This window comes from Mycobacterium sp. E796 (genome assembly GCF_001672815.1).
In the GTDB taxonomy this organism is placed as follows: Bacteria; Actinomycetota; Actinomycetes; order Mycobacteriales; family Mycobacteriaceae; genus Mycobacterium.
The window spans coordinates 1-20238 of sequence record NZ_LZKK01000172.1; the positions used below are offsets into that span (position 1 = coordinate 1).

Annotated in this window: 18 protein-coding genes, 1 tRNA gene and 1 pseudogene; 11 read left to right on the forward strand and 9 right to left on the reverse strand. The window is 69.2% G+C overall.

Translation table 11 applies throughout. The annotated features are described in order from the left end of the window. The 5 genes from A5706_RS12745 to mfd all read right to left on the reverse strand — a co-directional run. Positions 1–422 (reverse strand): septum formation initiator family protein (locus A5706_RS12745; RefSeq protein ID WP_197517818.1); only part of this gene is annotated, 422 nt, incomplete at its 3' end. An 11-nt stretch (positions 423–433) separates the two neighbouring features. Continuing rightward, complete coding sequence (eno, locus tag A5706_RS12750; protein WP_068100072.1) at positions 434–1723, reverse strand: phosphopyruvate hydratase; 1290 nt, start codon at positions 1721–1723, stop codon at positions 434–436. 44 nt (positions 1724–1767) lie between these two features. Next, positions 1768–2496, reverse strand: a complete 729-nt coding sequence (locus tag A5706_RS12755; RefSeq protein WP_156767090.1) for a lytic transglycosylase domain-containing protein — start codon at positions 2494–2496, stop codon at positions 1768–1770. A gap of 184 nt (positions 2497–2680) precedes the next feature. Then, on the reverse strand, positions 2681–3742 hold the full coding sequence (locus A5706_RS12760; protein ID WP_068131033.1) for a nucleoside triphosphate pyrophosphohydrolase: 1062 nt from the start codon (positions 3740–3742) through the stop codon (positions 2681–2683). After that, positions 3739–7401, reverse strand: a complete 3663-nt coding sequence (gene mfd / locus A5706_RS12765) for a transcription-repair coupling factor (RefSeq protein WP_068131038.1) — start codon at positions 7399–7401, stop codon at positions 3739–3741. The genes A5706_RS12760 and mfd overlap by 4 nt, the downstream gene beginning before the upstream one ends. A 107-nt stretch (positions 7402–7508) precedes the next feature. On the opposite strand from mfd, the gene lysA reads away from it, so the two are divergent. After that, positions 7509–8849, forward strand: a complete 1341-nt coding sequence (gene lysA / locus A5706_RS12770) for a diaminopimelate decarboxylase (protein WP_068131041.1) — start codon at positions 7509–7511, stop codon at positions 8847–8849. A gap of 70 nt (positions 8850–8919) precedes the next feature. On the opposite strand, the gene A5706_RS12775 is transcribed toward lysA, so the two are convergent. Further along, entirely contained in the window at positions 8920–9849 is a 930-nt protein-coding gene (locus A5706_RS12775) for an SDR family NAD(P)-dependent oxidoreductase (protein ID WP_231985247.1), read from the reverse strand. A 125-nt stretch (positions 9850–9974) separates the two neighbouring features. On the opposite strand from A5706_RS12775, the gene A5706_RS12780 reads away from it, so the two are divergent. Further along, the gene (locus A5706_RS12780) at positions 9975–10820 is read left to right on the forward strand and encodes a helix-turn-helix transcriptional regulator (protein ID WP_068131047.1); all 846 of its coding nucleotides are present in this window, start codon (positions 9975–9977) and stop codon (positions 10818–10820) included. A gap of 6 nt (positions 10821–10826) precedes the next feature. Here the strand turns inward: A5706_RS12780 and A5706_RS12785 are convergent, their stop codons facing one another. Next, on the reverse strand, positions 10827–11420 hold the full coding sequence (locus A5706_RS12785) for a TetR/AcrR family transcriptional regulator (RefSeq protein WP_142282191.1): 594 nt from the start codon (positions 11418–11420) through the stop codon (positions 10827–10829). A 144-nt stretch (positions 11421–11564) separates the two neighbouring features. On the opposite strand from A5706_RS12785, the gene A5706_RS12790 reads away from it, so the two are divergent. From A5706_RS12790 to pth, 8 genes are all read left to right on the forward strand, one after another. Then, positions 11565–11636: transfer RNA gene (locus A5706_RS12790), tRNA-Gln, on the forward strand. A gap of 101 nt (positions 11637–11737) precedes the next feature. Further along, positions 11738–13216 carry a bifunctional UDP-N-acetylglucosamine diphosphorylase/glucosamine-1-phosphate N-acetyltransferase GlmU gene (gene glmU, locus A5706_RS12795; protein ID WP_068131049.1) on the forward strand — a complete coding sequence of 493 codons (1479 nt, stop codon included), beginning with the start codon at positions 11738–11740 and terminating at the stop codon, positions 13214–13216. Positions 13217–13313: 97 nt separating this feature from the next. Then, positions 13314–14294, forward strand: a complete 981-nt coding sequence (locus tag A5706_RS12800) for a ribose-phosphate diphosphokinase (protein WP_068131052.1) — start codon at positions 13314–13316, stop codon at positions 14292–14294. Next, complete coding sequence (gene arsC, locus A5706_RS12805) at positions 14295–14639, forward strand: arsenate reductase (glutaredoxin) (protein WP_068131055.1); 345 nt, start codon at positions 14295–14297, stop codon at positions 14637–14639. 98 nt (positions 14640–14737) lie between these two features. Beyond that, positions 14738–15349 carry an LpqN/LpqT family lipoprotein gene (locus A5706_RS12810; RefSeq protein ID WP_068131093.1) on the forward strand — a complete coding sequence of 204 codons (612 nt, stop codon included), beginning with the start codon at positions 14738–14740 and terminating at the stop codon, positions 15347–15349. Between the two features lie 32 nt (positions 15350–15381). Beyond that, positions 15382–16263 (forward strand): oxidoreductase, encoded by an 882-nt coding sequence (locus tag A5706_RS12815; protein WP_068131057.1) that lies wholly within the window; start codon positions 15382–15384, stop codon positions 16261–16263. A gap of 250 nt (positions 16264–16513) precedes the next feature. Continuing rightward, positions 16514–17173, forward strand: coding sequence for a 50S ribosomal protein L25/general stress protein Ctc (locus A5706_RS12820; protein ID WP_068131059.1), 660 nt, complete (start codon positions 16514–16516; stop codon positions 17171–17173). Between the two features lie 12 nt (positions 17174–17185). Then, the gene (pth, locus tag A5706_RS12825) at positions 17186–17761 is read left to right on the forward strand and encodes an aminoacyl-tRNA hydrolase (RefSeq protein WP_068131061.1); all 576 of its coding nucleotides are present in this window, start codon (positions 17186–17188) and stop codon (positions 17759–17761) included. A 70-nt stretch (positions 17762–17831) separates the two neighbouring features. On the opposite strand, the pseudogene A5706_RS32225 reads toward pth, so the two are convergent. Both A5706_RS32225 and A5706_RS12830 read right to left on the reverse strand, forming a co-directional pair. Beyond that, positions 17832–17927 (reverse strand): annotated as a pseudogene (locus A5706_RS32225) (ferredoxin); the annotation flags it as partial. Next, positions 17924–19489: an NAD(P)/FAD-dependent oxidoreductase gene (locus A5706_RS12830; protein WP_068131064.1), complete on the reverse strand. Its 1566-nt coding sequence runs from the start codon at positions 19487–19489 to the stop codon at positions 17924–17926. The pseudogene A5706_RS32225 and the gene A5706_RS12830, both read right to left, overlap by 4 nt. A gap of 136 nt (positions 19490–19625) precedes the next feature. Here A5706_RS12830 and A5706_RS12835 point away from each other — a divergent pair, with 136 nt between their 5' ends. Continuing rightward, entirely contained in the window at positions 19626–20225 is a 600-nt protein-coding gene (locus A5706_RS12835; RefSeq protein ID WP_068131066.1) for a TetR/AcrR family transcriptional regulator, read from the forward strand. Positions 20226–20238 lie beyond the last annotated feature (13 nt).

Here is a 20238-nt window from a genome sequence, read left to right on the forward strand (position 1 = left end):
GGCATCACGAAGCCGAGGCGCTCGCGAGCCTGCGCCGCAATGTATGCCGGGTCGCCGAGCTTGACCTTCTTCTGCTCGAGATCGGCGATCTGGCGGCGCAGCGCGGCTTCGCTCGCGGCCAGCTGATTCATCTCGGTGCGCTGCGCGAAGTACGTGCGAACCGGGCCGGCGATCGTCAGGGTCAGAACGCAGATCACCGCGGCCAGCACCGCCGCCCGCCGCGCGGTGAACCCGAGCCGCTGATCGGAGCGCTGTTCGACGGACTCGGCGACCTGCCGCTTGATGGGCTCGACGACACGCTCCTGCACCGTCCTCTGCGGCGGCGCGGAGGGCTTGGCGGCTCGACGGCGCCGAACCGAATCACCGGCCTTCCCCGGGCGCGATGCCGGGGAGCGGCGTTTCGGATCGGGCTTGGGCGTCAAGCTATTTCAACCTACTTCTGCTCCAGGGCGAACCGTGGGAAGGCCAGATCACCGGCGTAGCGTGCCGCGTCACCGAGGGCTTCTTCGATCCGCAACAGTTGATTGTATTTGGCCACGCGCTCGCTGCGGGCGGGCGCGCCGGTCTTGATTTGGCCGCTGCCGACGGCCACCGCGAGGTCGGCGATGGTGGTGTCCTCCGTTTCGCCGCTGCGGTGGCTCATCATCGTGCGGTAGCCGCTGTGGTGGGCCAGCGCGACGGCGTCGAGCGTCTCGGTGAGCGTGCCGATCTGATTCACCTTGACCAGCAACGCGTTTGCCACACCCTTCTCGATGCCCTCTTCGAGGCGCTCGGGGTTGGTGACGAAGATGTCGTCGCCGACGATCTGCACCCGGTCCCCGATCGACGCGGTCAGGGCCGCCCAACCATCCCAATCGTCTTCGGAGAGCGGGTCTTCGATGGACACCAGCGGATAGGAGCCGAGCAGGCCGGCGTAGAACTCGGCCATCTGCTCGGCGGTACGCGCGCTGCCCTCGAAGGTGTAGCCGGTGCCGTCGGCGTAGAACTCGGTGGCCGCCGCGTCGAGGGCCAGCGCCACGTCCGTCCCGAGCTTGAAACCCGCCAACTCGATGGCGCGGCCGATCAGGTCCAGCGCCGCGGTGGTGCCCGCGACGTCGGGAGCGAACCCGCCCTCGTCGCCGAGCCCGGTGGACAGCCCCTCCTTCTTCAACACCGACTTGAGCGAGTGGTAGACCTCGGCGCCCCATCGCAGCGCCTCCGCGAAGCTGGGCGCGCCCAGCGGCGCGACCATGAACTCCTGGATGTCGACGCCGGTGTCGGCGTGGGCGCCGCCGTTGAGGATGTTCATCATCGGCACGGGCAAAATGTGCGCGTTCGGGCCGCCGATGTAGCGGAACAGCGGCAACTCGGCGGAATCGGCGGCCGCCTTGGCGACCGCCAGCGAGACGCCCAGGATCGCGTTGCCGCCCAGCCGCGACTTGTCGGGGGTGCCGTCGAGGTCCACCAGCGCCTGGTCCACCAGCCGCTGGTCGTCGGCGGCCAGGCCGATCACGGCGGGACCGATCTCGTCAAGCACGGCCTGCACCGCCTTTTGCACGCCCTTGCCGCCGTAACGCTCACCGCCGTCGCGTAACTCGACGGCCTCGTGTTCGCCGGTCGACGCGCCGGACGGCACCGCCGCGCGGGCGAACGTCCCGTCCATCAGAGCTATCTCGACCTCGACGGTCGGGTTGCCGCGGGAGTCGAGGATCTCGCGGGCCCCGACCTGCTCGATAATCGGCACTGGGTTCTCCTTGTCGTCGCTGGCGCCGTCAGCGATACATCCTGCTACAGCGGGTGATGCGCCGCATAAGCGGTCGCCCAGTCCCGCACCGCCCGCGCGTAGACGCCGGAGTTGTTGTAGGCCCGCAGCGCCGTGATCCACCCCCGCGGTGTGGCGAGATCTTTTCCACGCCAACACAGGTAACCCGCCGCCGCGAGCGCCGCGTCGTCGATGTTGTCGGGGCTGACGACGCCGTCGTTGTGCGCGTCCACCCCATAGAGCCGCCACGTCTCCGGGATGAACTGCATCGGCCCCATGGCGCGCACCACCCCGGCGTTGCCCTCCGCGCCGTCCTCGCTGTCGACGATGCGCAGCGTGCCCCCGGTGCCGTCCAGGCGAACGCCCCGGATGGGCGGGCTCACGTCACCGTTCGGCGACAGCGTCGCGCCCCGGTAGGTGCCGTGGTGGCTTTCGACCTGCCCGATGCCGGCCAGCGTGGTCCACGCGATGTGGCACTTGGGGTTCTCGACCTCGGCAACACGCGCGGCGTACGCGTAGGCCTCCAGCGCGACGACGGGAATCTCCAACGCCGCCGACCGTTGCTCGGCCCACTGGCGCAACTGATCCGCGGGCCGCCCGCTCAGGTGAGTGTCCACCGGCGGCACCGGATCCCCCGCCGGCGGCGGCACCCCCTCCGGGATGAACAAGCTCAACTGCCAGGTGCAGCTGGAGGCGAGGATCATGGCGGTCGCACCGATCACGGCGACCGCCCGCAACCAACGCCTCGGCGACACCATGCCCCTCTGAAACTCCCCTGGACTTTCCCTACACGAACTCGACCACGACCATCGTCCCACGCGATTCGGCCGTACCCCGTCGATTACGGCCCCGCGCCCCCCGATGCGGCGTGGATCGTCAGCCAATTTGGCGTTTGCTACCAGCAACTACGGCCGGGTGACTGCGACACACGGGACCGACCTACTTCCGGCCCCGACGCTTCTTGGAGCCACCCTCCGACGCCTTCGGCCGGGCACCGTCGTCCACCTCCGGCTCGGCGACCCCCTCGCCCAACGGCTCGCCGTCGACGGCCAGCGAAGCGGACGGCCAGTGCGCACGCCACTCCTCCTCGGTCACTTCGCCCAGCGGCGCCACATCCAGCTCGACCGGCACGCTGTCGCCGCGGCGGCTGGCGACGATCGACCTCTCCACGCCGCGGACGGTGTCGACGAACTCCAAAACGGCCGTGCGAAGCGCGCTTTCCGCGTCGACATCGGCCGACACGGAGACCGAGGTGATCTCGGCCGGGATAAGGTCGGCGGGCAGCCCCGCCTTCTCGGCGCGTTGAATCACCTTCTGCGCCAACGCCAATGCCGGTTGACCGGTGTGAACGTCGTCCATCACCGAATTCCGTGACTTCTCGGCGGCCTTGCGCTCCTCCCACTGCGCCAGCTGCTCTTCAAGCGAAATCGACTGTCCCGCAAGCACTCCCGGCACACGATTGCCGAGCTTGCGCATCAGCGTGACGGCGACGTCGTCGATGGTGAACGGCAGCTGCGGCGAGTCCTCGGCGATGCGGGCGTGAAAGAGCACCTGCAGCAACACGTCGCCGAGTTCCTCGCGCAGCAGGTCGGCGTTGCCGCTCCCCACCGCGTCGAGTAGCTCATAGGTCTCCTCGAGCAGGAACCTGCGCAGCGAGTCGTGAGTTTGCTCACTCTCCCAGGGCCCCGCGGTGCGCAGCTTGTCCATCATCGCGACGGCGTCGACCAGTCGCTCGCCGCGCGGCGTGTCCGGCGCAGAGATCAGGCGGGCCCCGGCGGCCAACCGGGCAACGACGGCGGGGTGGTCGGGATCGGATGACAGCAGCACCGGCGCGGGAGCGTCGGGGTCCCCGGAGTGCACGGGCCGCGCCGCTGGCAGCGACCAGGGCACCGCGACCGGCATCTCCTCGGTGTACTGCACCTCGCCGGCGAGGTGCTCGATGGCCTCGATCGGCACCAGCGACGGACGGCGCGGGTCGAACAAGACGACAATGGACGTCATCTCGCCTGTCGCTCCTCCCCGGACACCGGTGCTGGCTGTGACCCCGTTATACCAACCTCCACCTGTGGCTTTCCCTGCAGCGCCGTCACCAGGTTGGCCACCATCTGCAGCAACTCGACGTCGCGGAGGCGGGGCGCGCCGACACCACCCTCCCGCGGGATGGGCACCTGGACGGTGGACGTCGTGGCGCGGTAGTGCGCCGCCGGATACATCCGCTTGAGCCGCACCTGCGCCGAGTCCAGCAGCGTCACCGGCGACAGCCGGACGGTCGACGCCGACGGGGCCGACACCTCGGTGATGCCGGCGGCGCGGCACAGCAGCCGCAACCGGGCCACGGCGACCAGTCGCTCGGCCGGCTCGGGCAGCGCGCCGTAGCGGTCGATGAGCTCCTCGACGACGGCGGCGACCTCGCTGTCGGAGGAAGCGGCCGCAAGCCGCCGGTAGCCCTCCAGCCGCAGCCGGTCGCTGGCGATGTAGTCCGGCGGCAGGTGCGCGTCCACCGGCAGGTCGATCCGGACGTCCTTGGGCTCCTCGGGCGTGGTGACCGTTTCGCCGTCGGCGGCGGCCCGGTACGCCTCCACCGCCTCGCCGACGAGCCGCACATACAGGTCGAAGCCGACCCCGGCGACGTGCCCGGACTGCTCGACGCCCAGGACGTTGCCGGCGCCGCGGATTTCGAGGTCCTTCAGCGCGACCGCCATGCCGGCGCCCAGCTCGTTGTTCTGCGCGATGGTCGCCAACCGGTCGTAGGCCGTCTCGGTCAGCGGCGTGTGCGGCGGATAGAGGAAGTAGGCGTACCCGCGCTCGCGGCTGCGCCCGACCCGTCCGCGCAGCTGGTGCAGCTGGGACAGCCCGAAGGTGTCGGCGCGCTCGACGATCAGCGTGTTGGCGTTGGAGATGTCCAGCCCGGTCTCCACGATCGTGGTGCACACCAGGATGTCGTATTCGCGGTTCCAGAAGCCCTGCACGGTGCGTTCCAGCCGCTCCTCGGGCATCTGCCCGTGTGCGACGACGACGCGCGCCTCGGGCACGAGCTCGCGCACCCGGGCCGCGGCCCGGTCGATGGAGCTCACCCGGTTGTGCACGTAGAACGCCTGGCCATCGCGCAGCAGCTCGCGACGCAGGGCGGCCGCGACCTGCTTGTCGTCCTGCGGGCCGACGTAGGTCAGCACCGGGTAGCGCTCCTCGGGCGGGGTCAGGATCGTCGACATCTCACGGATCCCGGCCAGGCTCATCTCCAGCGTGCGCGGGATCGGGGTGGCGCTCATGGTCAGCACGTCGACGTGGGTGCGCAACGACTTGATGTGCTCCTTGTGCTCGACGCCGAACCGCTGCTCCTCGTCGACGACGACCAGGCCCAGGTCCTTCCAGCGCACGCCGGTCTGCAGCAGCCGGTGGGTGCCGATCACGATGTCGACCGTCCCGTCGGCCAGGCCCTCGATCACCGCGCGGGACTCGGCGGCGTCGGTAAACCGGGACAGCCCCTTGACCGTCACCGGGAAGTCGGCCATCCGGTCGGTGAACGTCTGCAGGTGCTGGTCGGCGAGCAGCGTGGTGGGAACCAGCACGGCCACCTGCTTGCCGTCCTGAACCGCCTTGAACGCCGCCCGCACCGCGATCTCGGTCTTGCCGTACCCGACGTCCCCGCAGATCACCCGGTCCATCGGCACCGGCTTCTCCATGTCGGCCTTGACCTCGGTGATCGCGGTGAGCTGGTCGACGGTCTCGGTGAACCCGAACGCGTCCTCCATCTCGGCCTGCCACGGGGTGTCCGGCCCGAACGCGTGTCCGGCGCTGGCCTGCCGTTTGGCGTAGAGCGCCACCAGCTCGCCGGCGATCTCGCGCACCGCGCGGCGCGCCTTGGTCTTGGTGTTGGCCCAGTCGCTGCCGCCGAGCCGGCTCAGCGCCGGCGCCTGCCCCCCGACGTAGCGCGACAGCTGGTCCAGCGAGTCCATCGGGACGTACAGCTTGTCGGACCCGCCCCCGCGCTTGGCCGAGGCGTACTCCAGCACCAGGTACTCGCGCCGCGCCCCGCCGACGGTCCGCTCGACCATCTCCACGAACCGCCCGATGCCGTGCTGGTCGTGCACCACCAGGTCCCCCGCCGTCAGCGCCAGCGGGTCGACGGTGTTGCGCCGCTTGGCCGCCAGCCGCTTGCCCTCGGCGGCCGTGGCCCGGTTGCCGGTCAGATCCGTCTCGGTGATGACGACCAGGTTGGGGGGATCGCTCGGGATTATCAGACCGTCGTGCAGCGGGCCCTTGAGCACGCCGACCACCCCGGCTTTGGGGACGGCGCCCGGCTCCAGCATGGCGGCGGGAGTGTCGGACTCGGCAAGCCGCTCCACCACCCGGTGGGCGGTCCCGGTGCCGGGCGCGACCACCGCGGCATGCCCGCCGGTGCTGACGTGGGCGCGCAGCATCGCGAAGATGCCGTCGATGTCGTGCTGGTGCCCGCGGGCCGACGGCGCCGCCCGGACGTCGAGTTCCACGGCCGACTCGTTGGACAGCTGGCTCAGCGTCCACCAGGGGTGTCCCGACCGCGCCGCCGTGGCCCGCACGTCGTCCAGTTCGGTGAAACCCGACCCGCCGAACTGCTCCAGGTCGACGGGCGCGTCCGTCCCCAGCGCCGCCACCGACCACGACGCCTCGAGGAATTCGCTGCCCGTCTTGATCAGGTCGGCGGCCCGGGTGCGCACCTTCTCCGGGTCACACACCAGCACCGGCGTGCCCTCGGCCAGTTGGTCGGTCAGCAGCACGTGTTCGCCGGGACGCAGCACCGGCAACAACGCCTCCATCCCGTCGACCGTGATGCCCTCGCCCAGCTTGGCCAGCATGTCGGTGACGCTGCCGGTGATGGCGGGCTCGGCGCCGGAGTGGCGGGCGGCGAGCGCGGCGGCCCGTTCCCGCACGCCGTCGGTGAGCAGCAGCTCGCGACAGGCCACCGCGATGACCGTGTCGACGTCGATCTCGGGGATGGAGCGCTGGTCGGCGACGGCGAACATCCGCATCTCGCTGACCTCGTCGCCCCAGAACTCGACGCGCACCGGGTGTTCGGCGGTCGGCGGGAAGACGTCGAGAATCCCTCCGCGCACGGCGAACTCGCCGCGCCGCCCGACCATGTCCACCCGGGTGTAGGCCAGCTCGACCAGCCGGGCGATGACGTCCTCGAAGGCGACCTCCAGACCGACGCTGAGCGTGACCGGCTCCACCGCGCCCAGCTGCGGCGCCATCGGCTGCAGCACCGAGCGCACCGCCGTCACCACCACCTGCAGAGGCGGCCCCAGCCGCGGGTCGTCGGGGTGAGACAGCCGGCGCAGCACCATCATTCGGGCGCCAACGGTGTCGACGCCGGGCGAGAGCCGTTCGTGCGGCAGCGTTTCCCACGACGGGAAGACCGCCACCGCGTCGCCGAGGACGCCGCGCAGTTCCGCGGTCAGGTCGTCGGCCTCGCGCCCGGTCGCGGTGACGACGAGCAGCGGCCCCAGCCGCGCCAGCGCGGTGGCGACGAACAGGCGGGCGCTGGCGGGTCCGACCAGGCTCAACTCGGCCGGGCGGGCGGCCGCGCTGTCGATCAACTGCTGGAACGTCGGCGCCGTCAGCGCCAGGTCGACGAGCCCCGCGATCGGGGTTTCTGGGCGAGCAGGCCCCGGTCCGGTCATGATGAATCCATTCTAGGGGCGCCTGAAGACGTCAATATTGGCCCCGGCGGCGTCAAGGGACCGTAAGAACAGCGGCACCGGCCACCGGCCGGGCGCACGTTGAAGTCATGACATTGCTGGACATCCTGCCGTCCCTTGGAAAGGCGGCCCCCCGCCGGTTCGATTCGGCGATCTGGCCCGTCGACACACACTCCGACGAGGAGGGCCGGCTGTGCGTCGGCGGCGTGCCCCTGGCCGACATCGCCGACGAGTTCGGCACCCCGACCTACGTGATCGACGAGGCCGACTTCCGCCTGCGCGCCCGCCGCTACCGCAAGGCGCTGCGCGACGTCCGGGTGGTGTACGCGGGGAAATCGCTGCTGACCACCGCGGTGGCGCGGTGGGCGCGCGAGGAGGGCCTCGGTGTCGACGTCTGCTCGGCCGGCGAGCTGGCCACCGCCCTGGTCGGCGGCGTGGACCCGGCACGGATCGTCATGCACGGCAACGCGAAATCGCCGGCCGAACTGCGCGAGGCGGTGCGCGTCGGCGTCGGGCGCATCGTGGTCGATTCGTGCATCGAGATCGCCTACCTCGCCGGCCTGGCGCGGCGGCGGCAGCCGGTGCTCATCCGGGTGACCCCCGACATCGATATCCACGGACACCGCGCCGTCACGACTGGCATCAGCGACCAGAAGTTCGGCTTCACCCTCGCCGGCGACCACGCCTCCGACGCCGCGAAGCGGGTGCTGGCGCACCCCATCCTCGACCTGGTCGGGCTGCACTGCCACATCGGCTCGCAGGTCACCGACCCCGCCCTCTACGGCGAGGCGATTCGCCGGATGATCGCGGCGATGGCCGACATCCGCGCGCAGCACGGGGTCGTGCTCACCGAGCTGAACATCGGCGGCGGCCACGCGATCCCCTACATCCCGGGCGACCGGGAGCTCGACCTCGACGAGCTTTCCCGGGTCATCGAGGATGCGCTGGACGAGGCCTGCGCGGCCGAGCACTTCCCGCGGCCGAGGATCGTGGTGGAGCCCGGTCGCGCCATCAGCGGCCGGGCCGGGGTGACGCTCTACCGGGTGTGCTCGGTGAAGACGCAACCGGGCGGGCGCACCTTCGTCGCCGTCGACGGCGGGATGAGCGACAACCCCCGGGTGTCGCTGTACGGCGCGCAGTACACCGTCACGCTGGCCAACCGGCACCCGCTGGGCGCCAGGCTGCGCGTCACGGTCGCCGGGCGGCACTGCGAGGCGGGCGACGAGATCGCCCGGGACATCGAGCTGCCGGCCGACCTGCACCCCGGCGACCTGCTGGCCGTGGCCTGCACCGGCGCCTACCACCACAGCATGGCGTCGAACTACAACCTGGTCGGCCGCCCGCCGCTGGTGGCGGTCAATGACGGCCGGGTCCGCACCCTGGTCCGCCGCGAGACGGTCGCCGACCTACTCGCGCGCGACTGTGGCTAAGCGGCGACCCGCCGCGGGCTAAGCGGCGACCCGCTGCGCCCGGCTACGCCGCGCTTGCGATCGCTGCGGGCTAGCCCTCTCTGACGGTGCGCGCCGCGCCGGCGAGGAGTTCCCCTGTGGCCTCCCACAGCCGAGCCTCACGAGCTGGATCATTCGCGAACGGCTTTACCTTGCGCTCCCTGTCCTTGACGACGAAGGCGCCGCCGGAGAGCTGCGCCCAGCGATCGTCGAGGACGATCGACGCCAGCGCCGGACCGGAGTCGGTCGGCGAGGAGACGCGCGGGATGCGCTCTACGAGGCGTCCGACGCGTTGCAGGCCGGGGCCGTGGTCCCTGCTCAGAGCCGTACCCGGCATGAAGCCCGGCTCGAAGACCGACACGTTGATCCCCGTCGGAGCGCGCCGCTGCAATTCGTGCGCGTAGTACAGGATCGCCAGTTTGGAGTTCGAGTAGGCGATGCCGGACTGCTTGAATGTTGCCGGCGCGTCCGGGGAAGCGGGCCGCGCGAGCTCGACCGGATCGCGCCACACCGCCGGCGGGACTTTGAGAATCCGGCGAAAGACGTTCTGGTGGTAGGTATTCGAACCCACCAGCACGATCCGGCCGGGAGCGACGAACGTGTCCAGCAGATCGCCGATGAGCTGAGCGTGCGCGAGGTAGTTCACCGCGAAGGTCAGTTCATATCCGTCAGCGGACGCGTTGTGGGTGTCGGCGACCATGACGCCGGCGTTGGCCACGAGTCCGCGCAGCGGGCGCATCGCGCGGTCGGCAAGCAGGTCTTTGACCTGGCGGGCGGCGTCACGGACATCGACCAGCCGGGCGAGGTCGCAGCCGATGTGGTGGACGGTTGCGCCCGCCGCCCGGGCAAGCTCCGCGACCTCGGTCAGAGCTTGGCCCGCTCTACCGACGAGCAGCAGGTCCGGACGCTGCGATGCGGGGCGGTTGGCAATCGCCAGCGTCGCGGCCTTTCCCAGCCCGCTCGTCGGCCCGGTGATCAACACAGCTCCTGAAGCAATCGAATTCATGCCCCCAGCTTCGGTCCATCACCGGCAACCAGGCAGTCGTCCGGTTTTCGTAGGACTGCCAGTACCAGGACAGGAACCCGCGAATCGCGCACAGTAAGGAGATGGACAAGTGGGAGTTCGGCCGGATGGTGCGCCGCTGGCGCGACCGCGTGCCTCCCACAGCGGTCGGCGTGCCGGTCGGTGGACGCCGCCGCGCGGTGGGGCTGCGCCGGGAAGAGCTGGCCGGGCTGGCCGGGATTTCGGTCGACTATCTGACCAGGCTGGAACAGGGGCGGGCCACGTCGCCCTCGGCTCAGGTGGTGGAGGCGCTGACCCGTGCGCTACGGGTCTCCGACGCCGAGCGGGATCTGCTGTTTCGACTGGCCGGGCATGTGACCCCTGGACTCGACCTCATCTCGTCGCGCATCACCCCGAGCGTGCAACGCCTGCTCGACCGCCTGGCGCACACACCCGTCGCCGTCTACGACGCCACCTGGAACCTCCTGGTCGCCAACGCGCCATACGACGCACTGATGGGGCCGACGACGAGCTGGCGGGGAATCGAACGTAACGCCGTCTGGCGCAACGTCGTCGGCCCTGGCAGTCGCGCCGTCCACAACGCCGAGGAGCAAGCCGAATTCGAGGCTGGATTGGTCGCCGACCTGCGCCTGACGGCCGCCCGGTATCCGGCGGATCAGCGTCTCAAGCAATTGACTCGCGACCTCGCGGCACAGAGCCCACGCTTCGTCCAGCTTTGGGAATCCGCCGCCGCGGCGCCGCACCGCGATCGCAGCCGGCGCAAGACCATCGATCATCCGGACGTCGGCCACATCACGCTTGACTGCGACGTGCTTATCGTCGCCGCCGACGACCTGCGCATCATGATCTACACCGCCGAACCCGGGACGGAAGACGCCGAGCGCCTCGCCCTCGCGATCGTCTTGGGCACGCAGTCGCTGGTCGACTGAGAACTATTACTCGTCCTGCAGCTTGGGGTCCGCTTCCAGGTGGGTCAGACCGTTCCACATCAGGTTGACCAGGTGCGCGGCGACCACCTCTTTTTTCGGCTCGCGGGTGTCGAGCCACCATTGCGCCGTCATCGACACCGAGCCCACCAGCGCCTGGGCGTACAGCGGCGCCAGGTCCGCGTCCAGCCCCCGGCGCGCGAAGTCGCCGGCCAGGATCGAGCTGACCTGGCTGACCGCGTCGTTGAGCAGGCTGGAGTAGGTGCCCGAGCTGATCGCAGCCGGCGAGTCGCGGATCATGATCCGGAAGCCGTCGGTGCGCTCCTCGACGTAGGTGAGCAACGCCAGGGCGACCCGCTCCACCCGCACCCGGGACCGGTTGTTGGTCAGCGACGACGTGATCATGTCCAGCAGCGCCGACATCTCGCGGTCGACGACGACGGCGTACAGCCCCTCCTTGCCGCCGAAGTGCTCGTAGACGACGGGCTTGGACACGTTGGCGCGCAGCGCGATCTCCTCGATCGAGGTGCCCTCGTAACCGCGCTCGGCGAACAGGGAGCGGGCGATGCCAATGAGCTGCTGGCGGCGATCACTGCCCGTCATGCGGGCGCGCGCCGGCCGCGCTTCCTTGTCGGGCTCTTTATCGAGAACGGCCACGTCAGTCAGCGTATCGGGTCGGCACAACCGCACCGCCGGGCCGCGCACCGTCTAAAGTCTCTTGGTGGCGCGGGCCTATGGGGCTTGCAGTCCGTCGTGGTGTAATCGGCAGCACATCAGATTTTGGTTCTGAGAGTTCAGGTTCGAGTCCTGGCGACGGAGCAGCGTGGCTCTTTGCGGCGAGCGTGCAGGGAATGCAACGCTTGACGGCGTGTCGGCGTACCAACACGCACGCCCGCGCGAAGGGTCCAATAGGAGATTTCATGTCGTTTCGTGGTGACACCGCGGTCCTGGTCCTCGCGGCCGGACCGGGCACCCGGATGCGGTCCGACACCCCGAAGGTGCTGCACACGATCGCCGGCCGCAGCATGCTGTCGCATTCCCTGCACGCAATCGCCAAGGTCGCGCCCCAACACCTGGTCGTGGTCCTGGGCCACGACCACGAGCGCGTCGCGCCGCTGGTCGGCGAGCTTGCCGAGACGCTGGGCCGCTCGATCGACGTGGCGTTGCAGGAACGGCCGCTGGGCACCGGCCACGCCGTCCTGTGCGGGCTGTCCGCCCTGCCCGACGACTACGCCGGCATCGTCGTCGTCACCTCGGGGGACACCCCGCTGCTCGACTCCGACACCGTGGCCGGCCTGATCGCCGCCCACACCGCCGAGGCGGCCGCGGTCACCGTGCTCACCACGACGCTCGACGACCCGGTCGGCTACGGCCGCATCCTGCGCACGCAGGACAACGAGGTGATGGCGATCGTCGAGCACACCGACGCGACACCCTCGCAGCGCCAGATCCGCGAGGTCAATGCCGGCGTCTACGCCTTTGACGTCGCGGCGCTGCGGTCGGCGCTGAGCCGGCTGAGCTCGAACAACGCCCAGGGGGAGCTGTATCTGACCGACGCCGTCGCGATCCTGCGCGGCGACGGCCGGGCCGTGCGCGCCCAGCACGTCGCCGACAGCGCGCTGGTGGCCGGAGTCAACAACCGCGTCCAGCTGGCCGAGCTCGGCGCCGAGCTCAACCGCCGGATCGTCGCCGCCCACCAGATGTCCGGCGTGACCGTCGTCGATCCGGGCACCACCTGGATCGACGTCGACGTGACGATCGGTCGCGACACCGTCATCCACCCCGGCACCCAGCTGCTGGGCCGCACCAGGGTGGGCGGCCAGTGCGTCGTCGGCCCCGACACCACCCTGACCGACGTCAGCATCGGCGACGGCGCGTCGGTGGTGCGCACCCACGGCACGTCCTCCTCGATCGGGGACGGCGCCACTGTCGGCCCGTTCACCTACCTGCGACCGGGGACCGTGCTGGGGGCCGACGGCAAGCTCGGCGCGTTCGTCGAGGCCAAGAACTCCGTCATCGGCACGGGCACCAAGGTCCCGCACCTGACCTACGTCGGCGACGCCGACATCGGCGAGCACAGCAACATCGGCGCGTCCAGCGTGTTCGTCAACTACGACGGCGAAACCAAGCGGCGCACCACCATCGGATCGCACGTGCGCACCGGGTCGGACACCATGTTCGTGGCGCCGGTGACCGTCGGTGACGGGGCCTACACCGGTGCCGGAACGGTGGTGCGCGACGACGTCCCGCCCGGGGCGCTGGCCGTGTCCGCGGGACCGCAACGCAACATCGAGGGCTGGGTGCAGCGCAAGCGGCCGGGCAGCGCGGCGGCCGAGGCGGCGGATAAGGCGGCCGCGAAGGCCGCCGAAGAAAACACCGAGAATTCAGGGCCCGAATAGACACCGTGAGTTTGGTCCCTGGCAACCCGGCCACATTTCCGTACGATTCGCTACGTACGATGGGGCTTCCATTTCGATCCCGAGGCAGGGCAGTGCGTTGAGCCACGACTGGACCGATAATCGCAAAAATTTGATGCTTTTCTCGGGCCGCGCGCATCCCGAGCTGGCCGAACAGGTCGCCAAGGAACTCGACGTCCACGTCACCGCCCAGACGGCGCGGGAATTCGCCAACGGCGAGATCTTCGTTCGTTTCCACGAGTCGGTGCGCGGCTGCGACGCCTTCGTCCTGCAATCCAACCCCGCGCCGGTCAACAACTGGCTGATGGAACAGCTGATCATGATCGACGCGCTCAAGCGGGGCAGCGCCAAACGGATCACCGCGGTCATGCCCTTCTATCCCTACGCGCGGCAGGACAAGAAGCACCGCGGACGCGAACCCATCTCAGCGCGGCTGGTCGCCGACCTGCTCAAGACCGCCGGTGCCGACCGGATCGTGACCGTCGACCTGCACACCGACCAGATCCAGGGTTTCTTCGACGGGCCCGTCGACCACATGCGCGCACAGAACCTGCTGACCGGTTACATCAAGGACAACTACCCGGACGGCAACATGGTGGTGGTCTCCCCCGACTCCGGCCGGGTGCGCATCGCCGAGAAATGGGCCGACGCGCTGGGCGGGGTTCCGTTGTCCTTCATCCACAAGACCCGCGACCCGCGGGTGCCCAACCAGGTGGTCTCCAACCGCGTCGTCGGTGAAGTCGAGGGCCGCACCTGCGTCCTGATCGACGACATGATCGACACCGGCGGAACCATCGCCGGCGCGGTGAACCTGCTGCGCGAAGACGGCGCCTGCGACGTGGTGATCGCGGCGACCCACGGCGTGCTCTCCGACCCGGCCGCCGAGCGGCTGGCGGCGTGCGGCGCGCGGGAGGTCATCGTCACCAACACGCTCCCGATCGGCGAGGAGAAGCGTTTCCCGCAGCTCACGGTCTTGTCCATCGCGCCGCTGCTGGCCAGCACCATCCGCGCCGTCTTCGAAAACGGCTCCGTCACAGGCCTTTTCGACGGTGACGCCTAGATGGCCGACACCGTCATCTACCACAACCCGAAGTGCAGCACCTCCCGCAAGACGCTGGATCTGTTGCGCGACAACGGGATTGACCCCACCATCGTCCAGTACCTGAAAACCCCGCCGTCGCGCACCGAACTGGCGCGCATGATCCGCGATGCCGGCATCGACGTGCGCACCGCGGTGCGCAAGCGCGAACCGCTCTATGCCGAACTCGGTCTCGCCGACGCGTCCGACGACGAGTTGCTCGACGCCATGGCCGAACACCCGATCCTGATCGAACGGCCGTTCGTGGTCACGCCGAAGGGCACCCGGCTGGCGCGGCCGATCGACGCCGTGCGCGAGATTCTGTGAGGTTGCCCGGCGACGATGCGCGCCGGAACGGCGTGAGAAGGAGGCGGGCAATTAGGCCTGCGGCGATCACCGCCGGTGTCGTGGCGGTCGCGCTGAGCATGCCCGTGGCGGCGTGTTCGCCACCGAAAGCCCCTGACTACCAGTCGATTCTGACGCACAGTTCGACGACCAGCGCCGCCGCCACGACGACGGAGAAGCCCGTTCCGCTGTCGCAGTACCTGCAGGACATCGGCGTCAGCGGCCAACAGGTGGCGCCGGGATCACTGCCCGATCTGAACGTGTCGATACCGACGCCGACGGGCTGGTCGCAGGCGAACAACCCGAACATCGCCAAGGAGACCCTGATGATCTCGCACGGCGGCAAGTATCCGACCGCGCGGCTGGTGGTCTTCAAGTTGCACGGGGACTTCGACCCGGCGCAGGTCATCAAGCACGGCAACGACGACGCCCAGCTGTTCGAGAATTTCAAGCAGCTGGACGCCTCCACGGACAACTACAACGGCTTTCCCTCATCGATGATCCAGGGCAGCTACGACGTTGACGGCCAGCGGCTGCACAGCTGGAATCGGATCGTCATCGCCACCGGGTCGCCGCCCGCGAACCAGCGGTACCTGGTCCAGTTGACCATCACCACCCTGGCCAACCAGGCGGCCGCCGAAGCGACCGACATCGAGGGGATCATCCACGGGTTCGTCGTCGCCGCCAAGTAATCCGCGGCGGCCTTTCACTAAGCTCGTCAGCCATGACGAACTGGACCGCCGCAGACCTGCCGTCGTTCGCCGGGCGCACCGTGATCATCACCGGCGCCAATAGCGGGCTGGGCGCGGTGACGGCCCGCGAGCTGGCCGGCAAGGGCGCCAAGATCGTCATGGCCGTCCGCAACACGGGCAAGGGCGAGGCCGCCGCGAAGCAGATCGCCGGCTCCCAAACCGGCCAGGTCGAGGTGCGCCCCCTCGACCTGCAGGACCTGTCGTCGGTGCGGCGCTTCGCCGACGGGGCGGAAGGGGCCGACGTGCTGATCAACAACGCCGGCATCATGGCCGCCCCCTACGCGCTGACCGCCGACGGGTTCGAGAGCCAGATCGGCACCAACCACCTCGGTCATTTCGCGCTGACCAACCTGCTGCTGCCCAAGCTGACCGACCGCGTCGTCACGGTGTCGTCGATGGCGCACTGGCCGGGGCGCATCGACTTCGACGACCTGAACTGGAAGAACCGCCGCTACTCGCCCTGGCTGGCCTACAGCCAGTCGAAGCTCGCCAACCTGCTGTTCACCAGCGAGCTGCAGCGACGGCTCGACTCGGCCGGGTCGCCGCTGCGGGCGCTGGCGGTCCATCCCGGCTACTCGCACACCAACCTGCAGGGCGCGTCCGGCCGCAAGGTGGGCGACGCGCTGATGTCGGCCGCCACCCGGGTGGTGGCCACCGACGCCGATTTCGGCGCCCGGCAAACCCTGTACGCGGCATCGCAGGAGCTGCCGGGCGACACGTTCATCGGCCCCCGATTCGGCTGGATCGGCCGAACGCAGCCGGTCGCCCGCAGTCGGCGCGCGCAGGACGCGGCCGCCGCCGCCCGGCTGTGGGAGCTGTCCGAGCAGCTCACGGGCACCAAATTCCCGCTGTAGGGCGTTGAGTGTGAGCCGAGGGCTTTCAGTGTGTGTTGAGGGCGCGATTTCGGCCGATTTTCAACCCTGGCGCAACAGGCAAAGCCCTGCGTACACACTCGCCAATTTCCGCTCCAACGCCAAGATGCGCTAACCTGACCGGGCGTCACGGCGAGGGTGGCTGGCAGGCCAGCACCGTTATCGACGGAGACCGACTTCTATGTCGCGACCTTCGCCGTGCTACCGAACCAGAGCACAGAGGAGCGACACCATGGCCAAGTCCGTAGTCAACCAACTCAAGGTCGCGGTGCGCACCGAGACCGGCAAGGGCGCGTCCCGCCGGGCCCGCCGCGAGGGCAAGATTCCCGCCGTCCTCTACGGTCACGGCGCCGAGCCCCAGCACCTGGAACTGCCCGGCCACGACTACGCGGCGGTGCTGCGGCACTCGGGCACCAACGCGGTGCTGACGCTCGACATTGCGGGCAAGGAGCAGTTGGCGCTGACCAAGGCGCTCGACATCCACCCAATCCGCCGCACCATTCAGCACGCCGACCTGGTGGTCGTGCGCCGCGGTGAGAAGGTGCGCGTTGAGGTCAACGTCGTCGTCGAGGGCGATGCCGGCCCCGACACCCTGGTCACCCAGGAGACCAACACGATCGAGATCGAGGCCGAGGCCATGTCGATTCCCGAGCAGCTGACCGTGTCCGTCGAGGACGCGCCTGCGGGCACCCAGTTCACCGCCGGGCACATCGCGCTGCCCAGCGGCGTCAGCCTGGTGTCCGACCCCGACATGCTGGTGGTCAACGTGGTGAACGCCCCGACGGCCGCCGACCTCGCGGAAGAGGGCGCCGGCGAGCCGGCCGAAGGCGAGGCAGCGGCTCCCGCGGCCGAAGAGGGCGGCGAGGCCGAGGCCGCCGACGAGTCCGAGTAGGCGGCCCGCGACGTGGCCGAACCGCTATTGGTGGTCGGCCTGGGCAACCCCGGAGACAACTACGCGCGCACCCGGCACAACCTCGGGTTCATGGTCGCCGACCTGCTCGCCGCGCGGCTGGGTTCGAAGTTCAAGGCGCACAAGCGTTCCGGCGCCGAAGTTGTCAGCGGCCGGTTGGCCGGGCACTCGGTGCTGGTGGCTAAGCCGCGCTGCTTCATGAACGAGTCGGGCCGCCAGGTCGGGCCGCTGGCGAAGTTCTATTCGGTGGCTCCGGCCGACATGATCGTCATCCACGACGACCTCGACCTGGAGTTCGGTCGCATCCGGCTCAAAATCGGCGGGGGCGAAGGTGGTCACAACGGGTTGCGCTCGGTCGTTGCGGCGCTGGGCACCAAGGACTTTCAGCGGGTGCGCATCGGGATCGGGCGTCCGCCCGGACGCAAGGATCCGGCGGCGTTCGTGCTGGAGAACTTCACCGCGGCGGAACGCGCCGAGCTGCCCACCATTTGCGAGCAGGCCGCCGACGCCACCGAGGCGCTCATCGAGCTTGGGCTCGAGCCCGCGCAGAACCGCGTGCACGCCTGGTAGGCGGGCGCGCTGAGTCGTCGGACCGGTTCTGCCGGTGAAGGTTCGGCGAAGCCGCGGCCGAACCGCTCCGCATCCGGGCCCCCTCGTAGGTGCAGTCGACGGGGCATTCCTCGATGCAGGCCTTGTCCTTGAGGTCGACGCAGGGCTCGGCGATCACGTAGGTCATCGCGAGACGTCCTCGACCGCCTGGTGCCCGGCGTTGTAGCCAGGGGTGAACGTAATGCCCGGGCCGCCATGGCATCCCGCGCCGCCCAGGTACAGCCCCTCGATCGGAATCGGCATGTCGATGAAGCCCTTGGGGCCGGGCCGGTTGGGCCCCATCAGGTCCGGATGCAGCATGCCGTGGCAGAAGTCACCGGCGGGAGCCGCGAACATTGTCTGCATGTGGTATGGGGCGAACGTGATGTGCCGGATCTGGATGTCGCGGAAGTTGGGTGCGAAGCGGGTGATCTTGTCGATGACCTTCTCCGCCATCACGTTCTTGAGGTGGCCGTGCATTTCGCGGGGCGTTTCGACGGGGAACGCATAGGCGAACGCGCTCGCCGCATGCTTCCCCGGGGGCGCCATGCTGGGATCGTGCACCGACGGGATCTGCATGCCCATCGACGGATTGTCGGGAATGATGCCCCGCTTGCACTCCTCCCACTGGCGTTGTTGCTCTTCGGGCGAGCCGAAGATGCCGATGGACGACTGCATGCCGGGTTCGTTGAGGAAGTCGTATGGCGGAGCGAATTCCGGCAGGCCGTCGAGCGCGAAGTGGATCTGGACGAAGGGCGCCCGGTGGTCGCGACCGCTGAGCCGGGCGACGAGGTCGGCGGGCAGGTGCTCGGCGCCGACCATGTCGATCAAGGTCAGGTCGGGCGACAGGTTGGACACGACGACCGGCGCGCTGATCTCGGAACCGTCCTTCAGGCGCACCCCGGTCACCCGATCGTTCTCGACGAGGATCTTTTCCACCTTGGCGCGGTACCTGACCTCGCCTCCGTGCGAGACGAACAGATCGTGCAGGTGCTGGCCGAGCGAGCCGATCCCGCCCTCGAGCTTCGTCATCATCGCCGCACCCTCGTTCGGAACGGCGAGCGCGAACGCCAAACATGTTGCGCTGCCCGGGGTATAAGGACCGCGGTAGGTGGAGTTGATGGCGAGGAAGGCGAGCATTCCCCGCAACACCGCGTGCTTGTCCCTGTCGGGCAGGAAGCGGTCGATGGCATCCATCGCGGACCCGAACAGCACTTCGTGGATAGCCCTGCGCTCGGATTCGTTTGCGGCACAGGCGTACATCTCGTCGAGCGTCTTGGGCGGCGTACGCACCTCGAAGCGGCCGAGCGCCTTCGCCGGGCCCTGGCTCCAGCCGATCATCTCGGCCATCCCCGTGACGGCCTCGGTCCCGAGCTTTTCGGCGAGGTGGGTCATCAGCTGCATCGGATCGCGGTAGAAGATCATGGGCTCTTCGCCGTTGTCGCCGAGGTTGACCGACTGGACTTCGGCGTCGACGGTGGGCAGCGTGTCCAGCCCGAGCTCCTTGGTGATTGCGGGCGCGGTGGGAAACTGCACCGAACCCGCTATCTCGTAACGGAATCCATCGATCAACTCGACCGTGGCCGCCATTCCGCCGCTGTAGGTGTTGGCCTCCAGGCACAGGGTGCGCAGGCCGGCGCGCTGCAGGACCGCCGCCGCCGTCAGCCCGTTATGGCCGGCGCCGACAACGATCGCGTCATAATCCGTCATCGCTGATGCTCCTTCTCCGAATGGTCTTCGAGGCGACCCGGCGAGACACCCATGGTGGGCGGACCCAATATATGTCAGTACTGACTCAATTGGAAGCCGTCGGCTGACAGGGTCGGGATGTGATGGGATGCGAGGTATGGGCGAGCCGACCAATCTGCACAAGCTGCGCCACAGCAAGACCCATGAGGCCCTGCGGCAGGTGGCGTTGAAGAGGTTCGCGAGCGAGGGCTTCGGCAACGTGACGGTGCAGCAGCTGGCGCAGGAAGCCGGGGTCACCGAGCGCACGTTCTTCCGGCACTTCCCCACCAAGGAAGCCGTGCTGTTCCAGGACTATGACACGCACGTGGAGTGGCTGGCCGAGGCGCTTACGCAACGCCCGCAATCCGAGTCGGTGTTCGACGCGGTGCTGGCCAGCATGGCCAGCTATCCGCACGACATTGAGGTGGTCCGGCAGGCCGCGCTCGCCCGCGCCGAGCTGATCACCGGCGAGCAGATCGCGAGCCACCTGCGGGTGGTGCAGTCGTCGTTCGCGGCGGTCATCACCGACTTCGTCAAGCAGCGCTATCCCGACGTGGAGAACATCGAGCTGGTCGCCAACGTCGCGGGCGCCACGCTGGCCGCGGCCATGGTGATCGGTGTGGAGACGTGGGGGCGCAACGGCTGCGTCGAGGACTTGGCGGTCATCTCGGCCACCTGCCTGGAACTGGTCAGGTCGGGGCTTTCGCCGCTGACGTGACGCGGATGCGCCC

Coding starts and splice junctions, on each gene's coding strand:
- A5706_RS12835 (WP_068131066.1), top strand. CDS start 19,626: ATGGGCGAGCCGACCAATCTGCACAAGCTGCGCCACAGCAAGACCCAT.
- arsC (WP_068131055.1), top strand. CDS start 14,295: ATGGCCGACACCGTCATCTACCACAACCCGAAGTGCAGCACCTCCCGC.
- A5706_RS12785 (WP_142282191.1), bottom strand. CDS start 11,420: ATGACGGGCAGTGATCGCCGCCAGCAGCTCATTGGCATCGCCCGCTCC.
- A5706_RS12780 (WP_068131047.1), top strand. CDS start 9,975: ATGGACAAGTGGGAGTTCGGCCGGATGGTGCGCCGCTGGCGCGACCGC.
- A5706_RS12820 (WP_068131059.1), top strand. CDS start 16,514: ATGGCCAAGTCCGTAGTCAACCAACTCAAGGTCGCGGTGCGCACCGAG.
- A5706_RS12830 (WP_068131064.1), bottom strand. CDS start 19,489: ATGACGGATTATGACGCGATCGTTGTCGGCGCCGGCCATAACGGGCTG.
- A5706_RS12810 (WP_068131093.1), top strand. CDS start 14,738: ATGCCCGTGGCGGCGTGTTCGCCACCGAAAGCCCCTGACTACCAGTCG.
- lysA (WP_068131041.1), top strand. CDS start 7,509: ATGACATTGCTGGACATCCTGCCGTCCCTTGGAAAGGCGGCCCCCCGC.
- A5706_RS12815 (WP_068131057.1), top strand. CDS start 15,382: ATGACGAACTGGACCGCCGCAGACCTGCCGTCGTTCGCCGGGCGCACC.
- glmU (WP_068131049.1), top strand. CDS start 11,738: ATGTCGTTTCGTGGTGACACCGCGGTCCTGGTCCTCGCGGCCGGACCG.
- mfd (WP_068131038.1), bottom strand. CDS start 7,401: ATGACCGGACCGGGGCCTGCTCGCCCAGAAACCCCGATCGCGGGGCTC.
- A5706_RS12760 (WP_068131033.1), bottom strand. CDS start 3,742: ATGACGTCCATTGTCGTCTTGTTCGACCCGCGCCGTCCGTCGCTGGTG.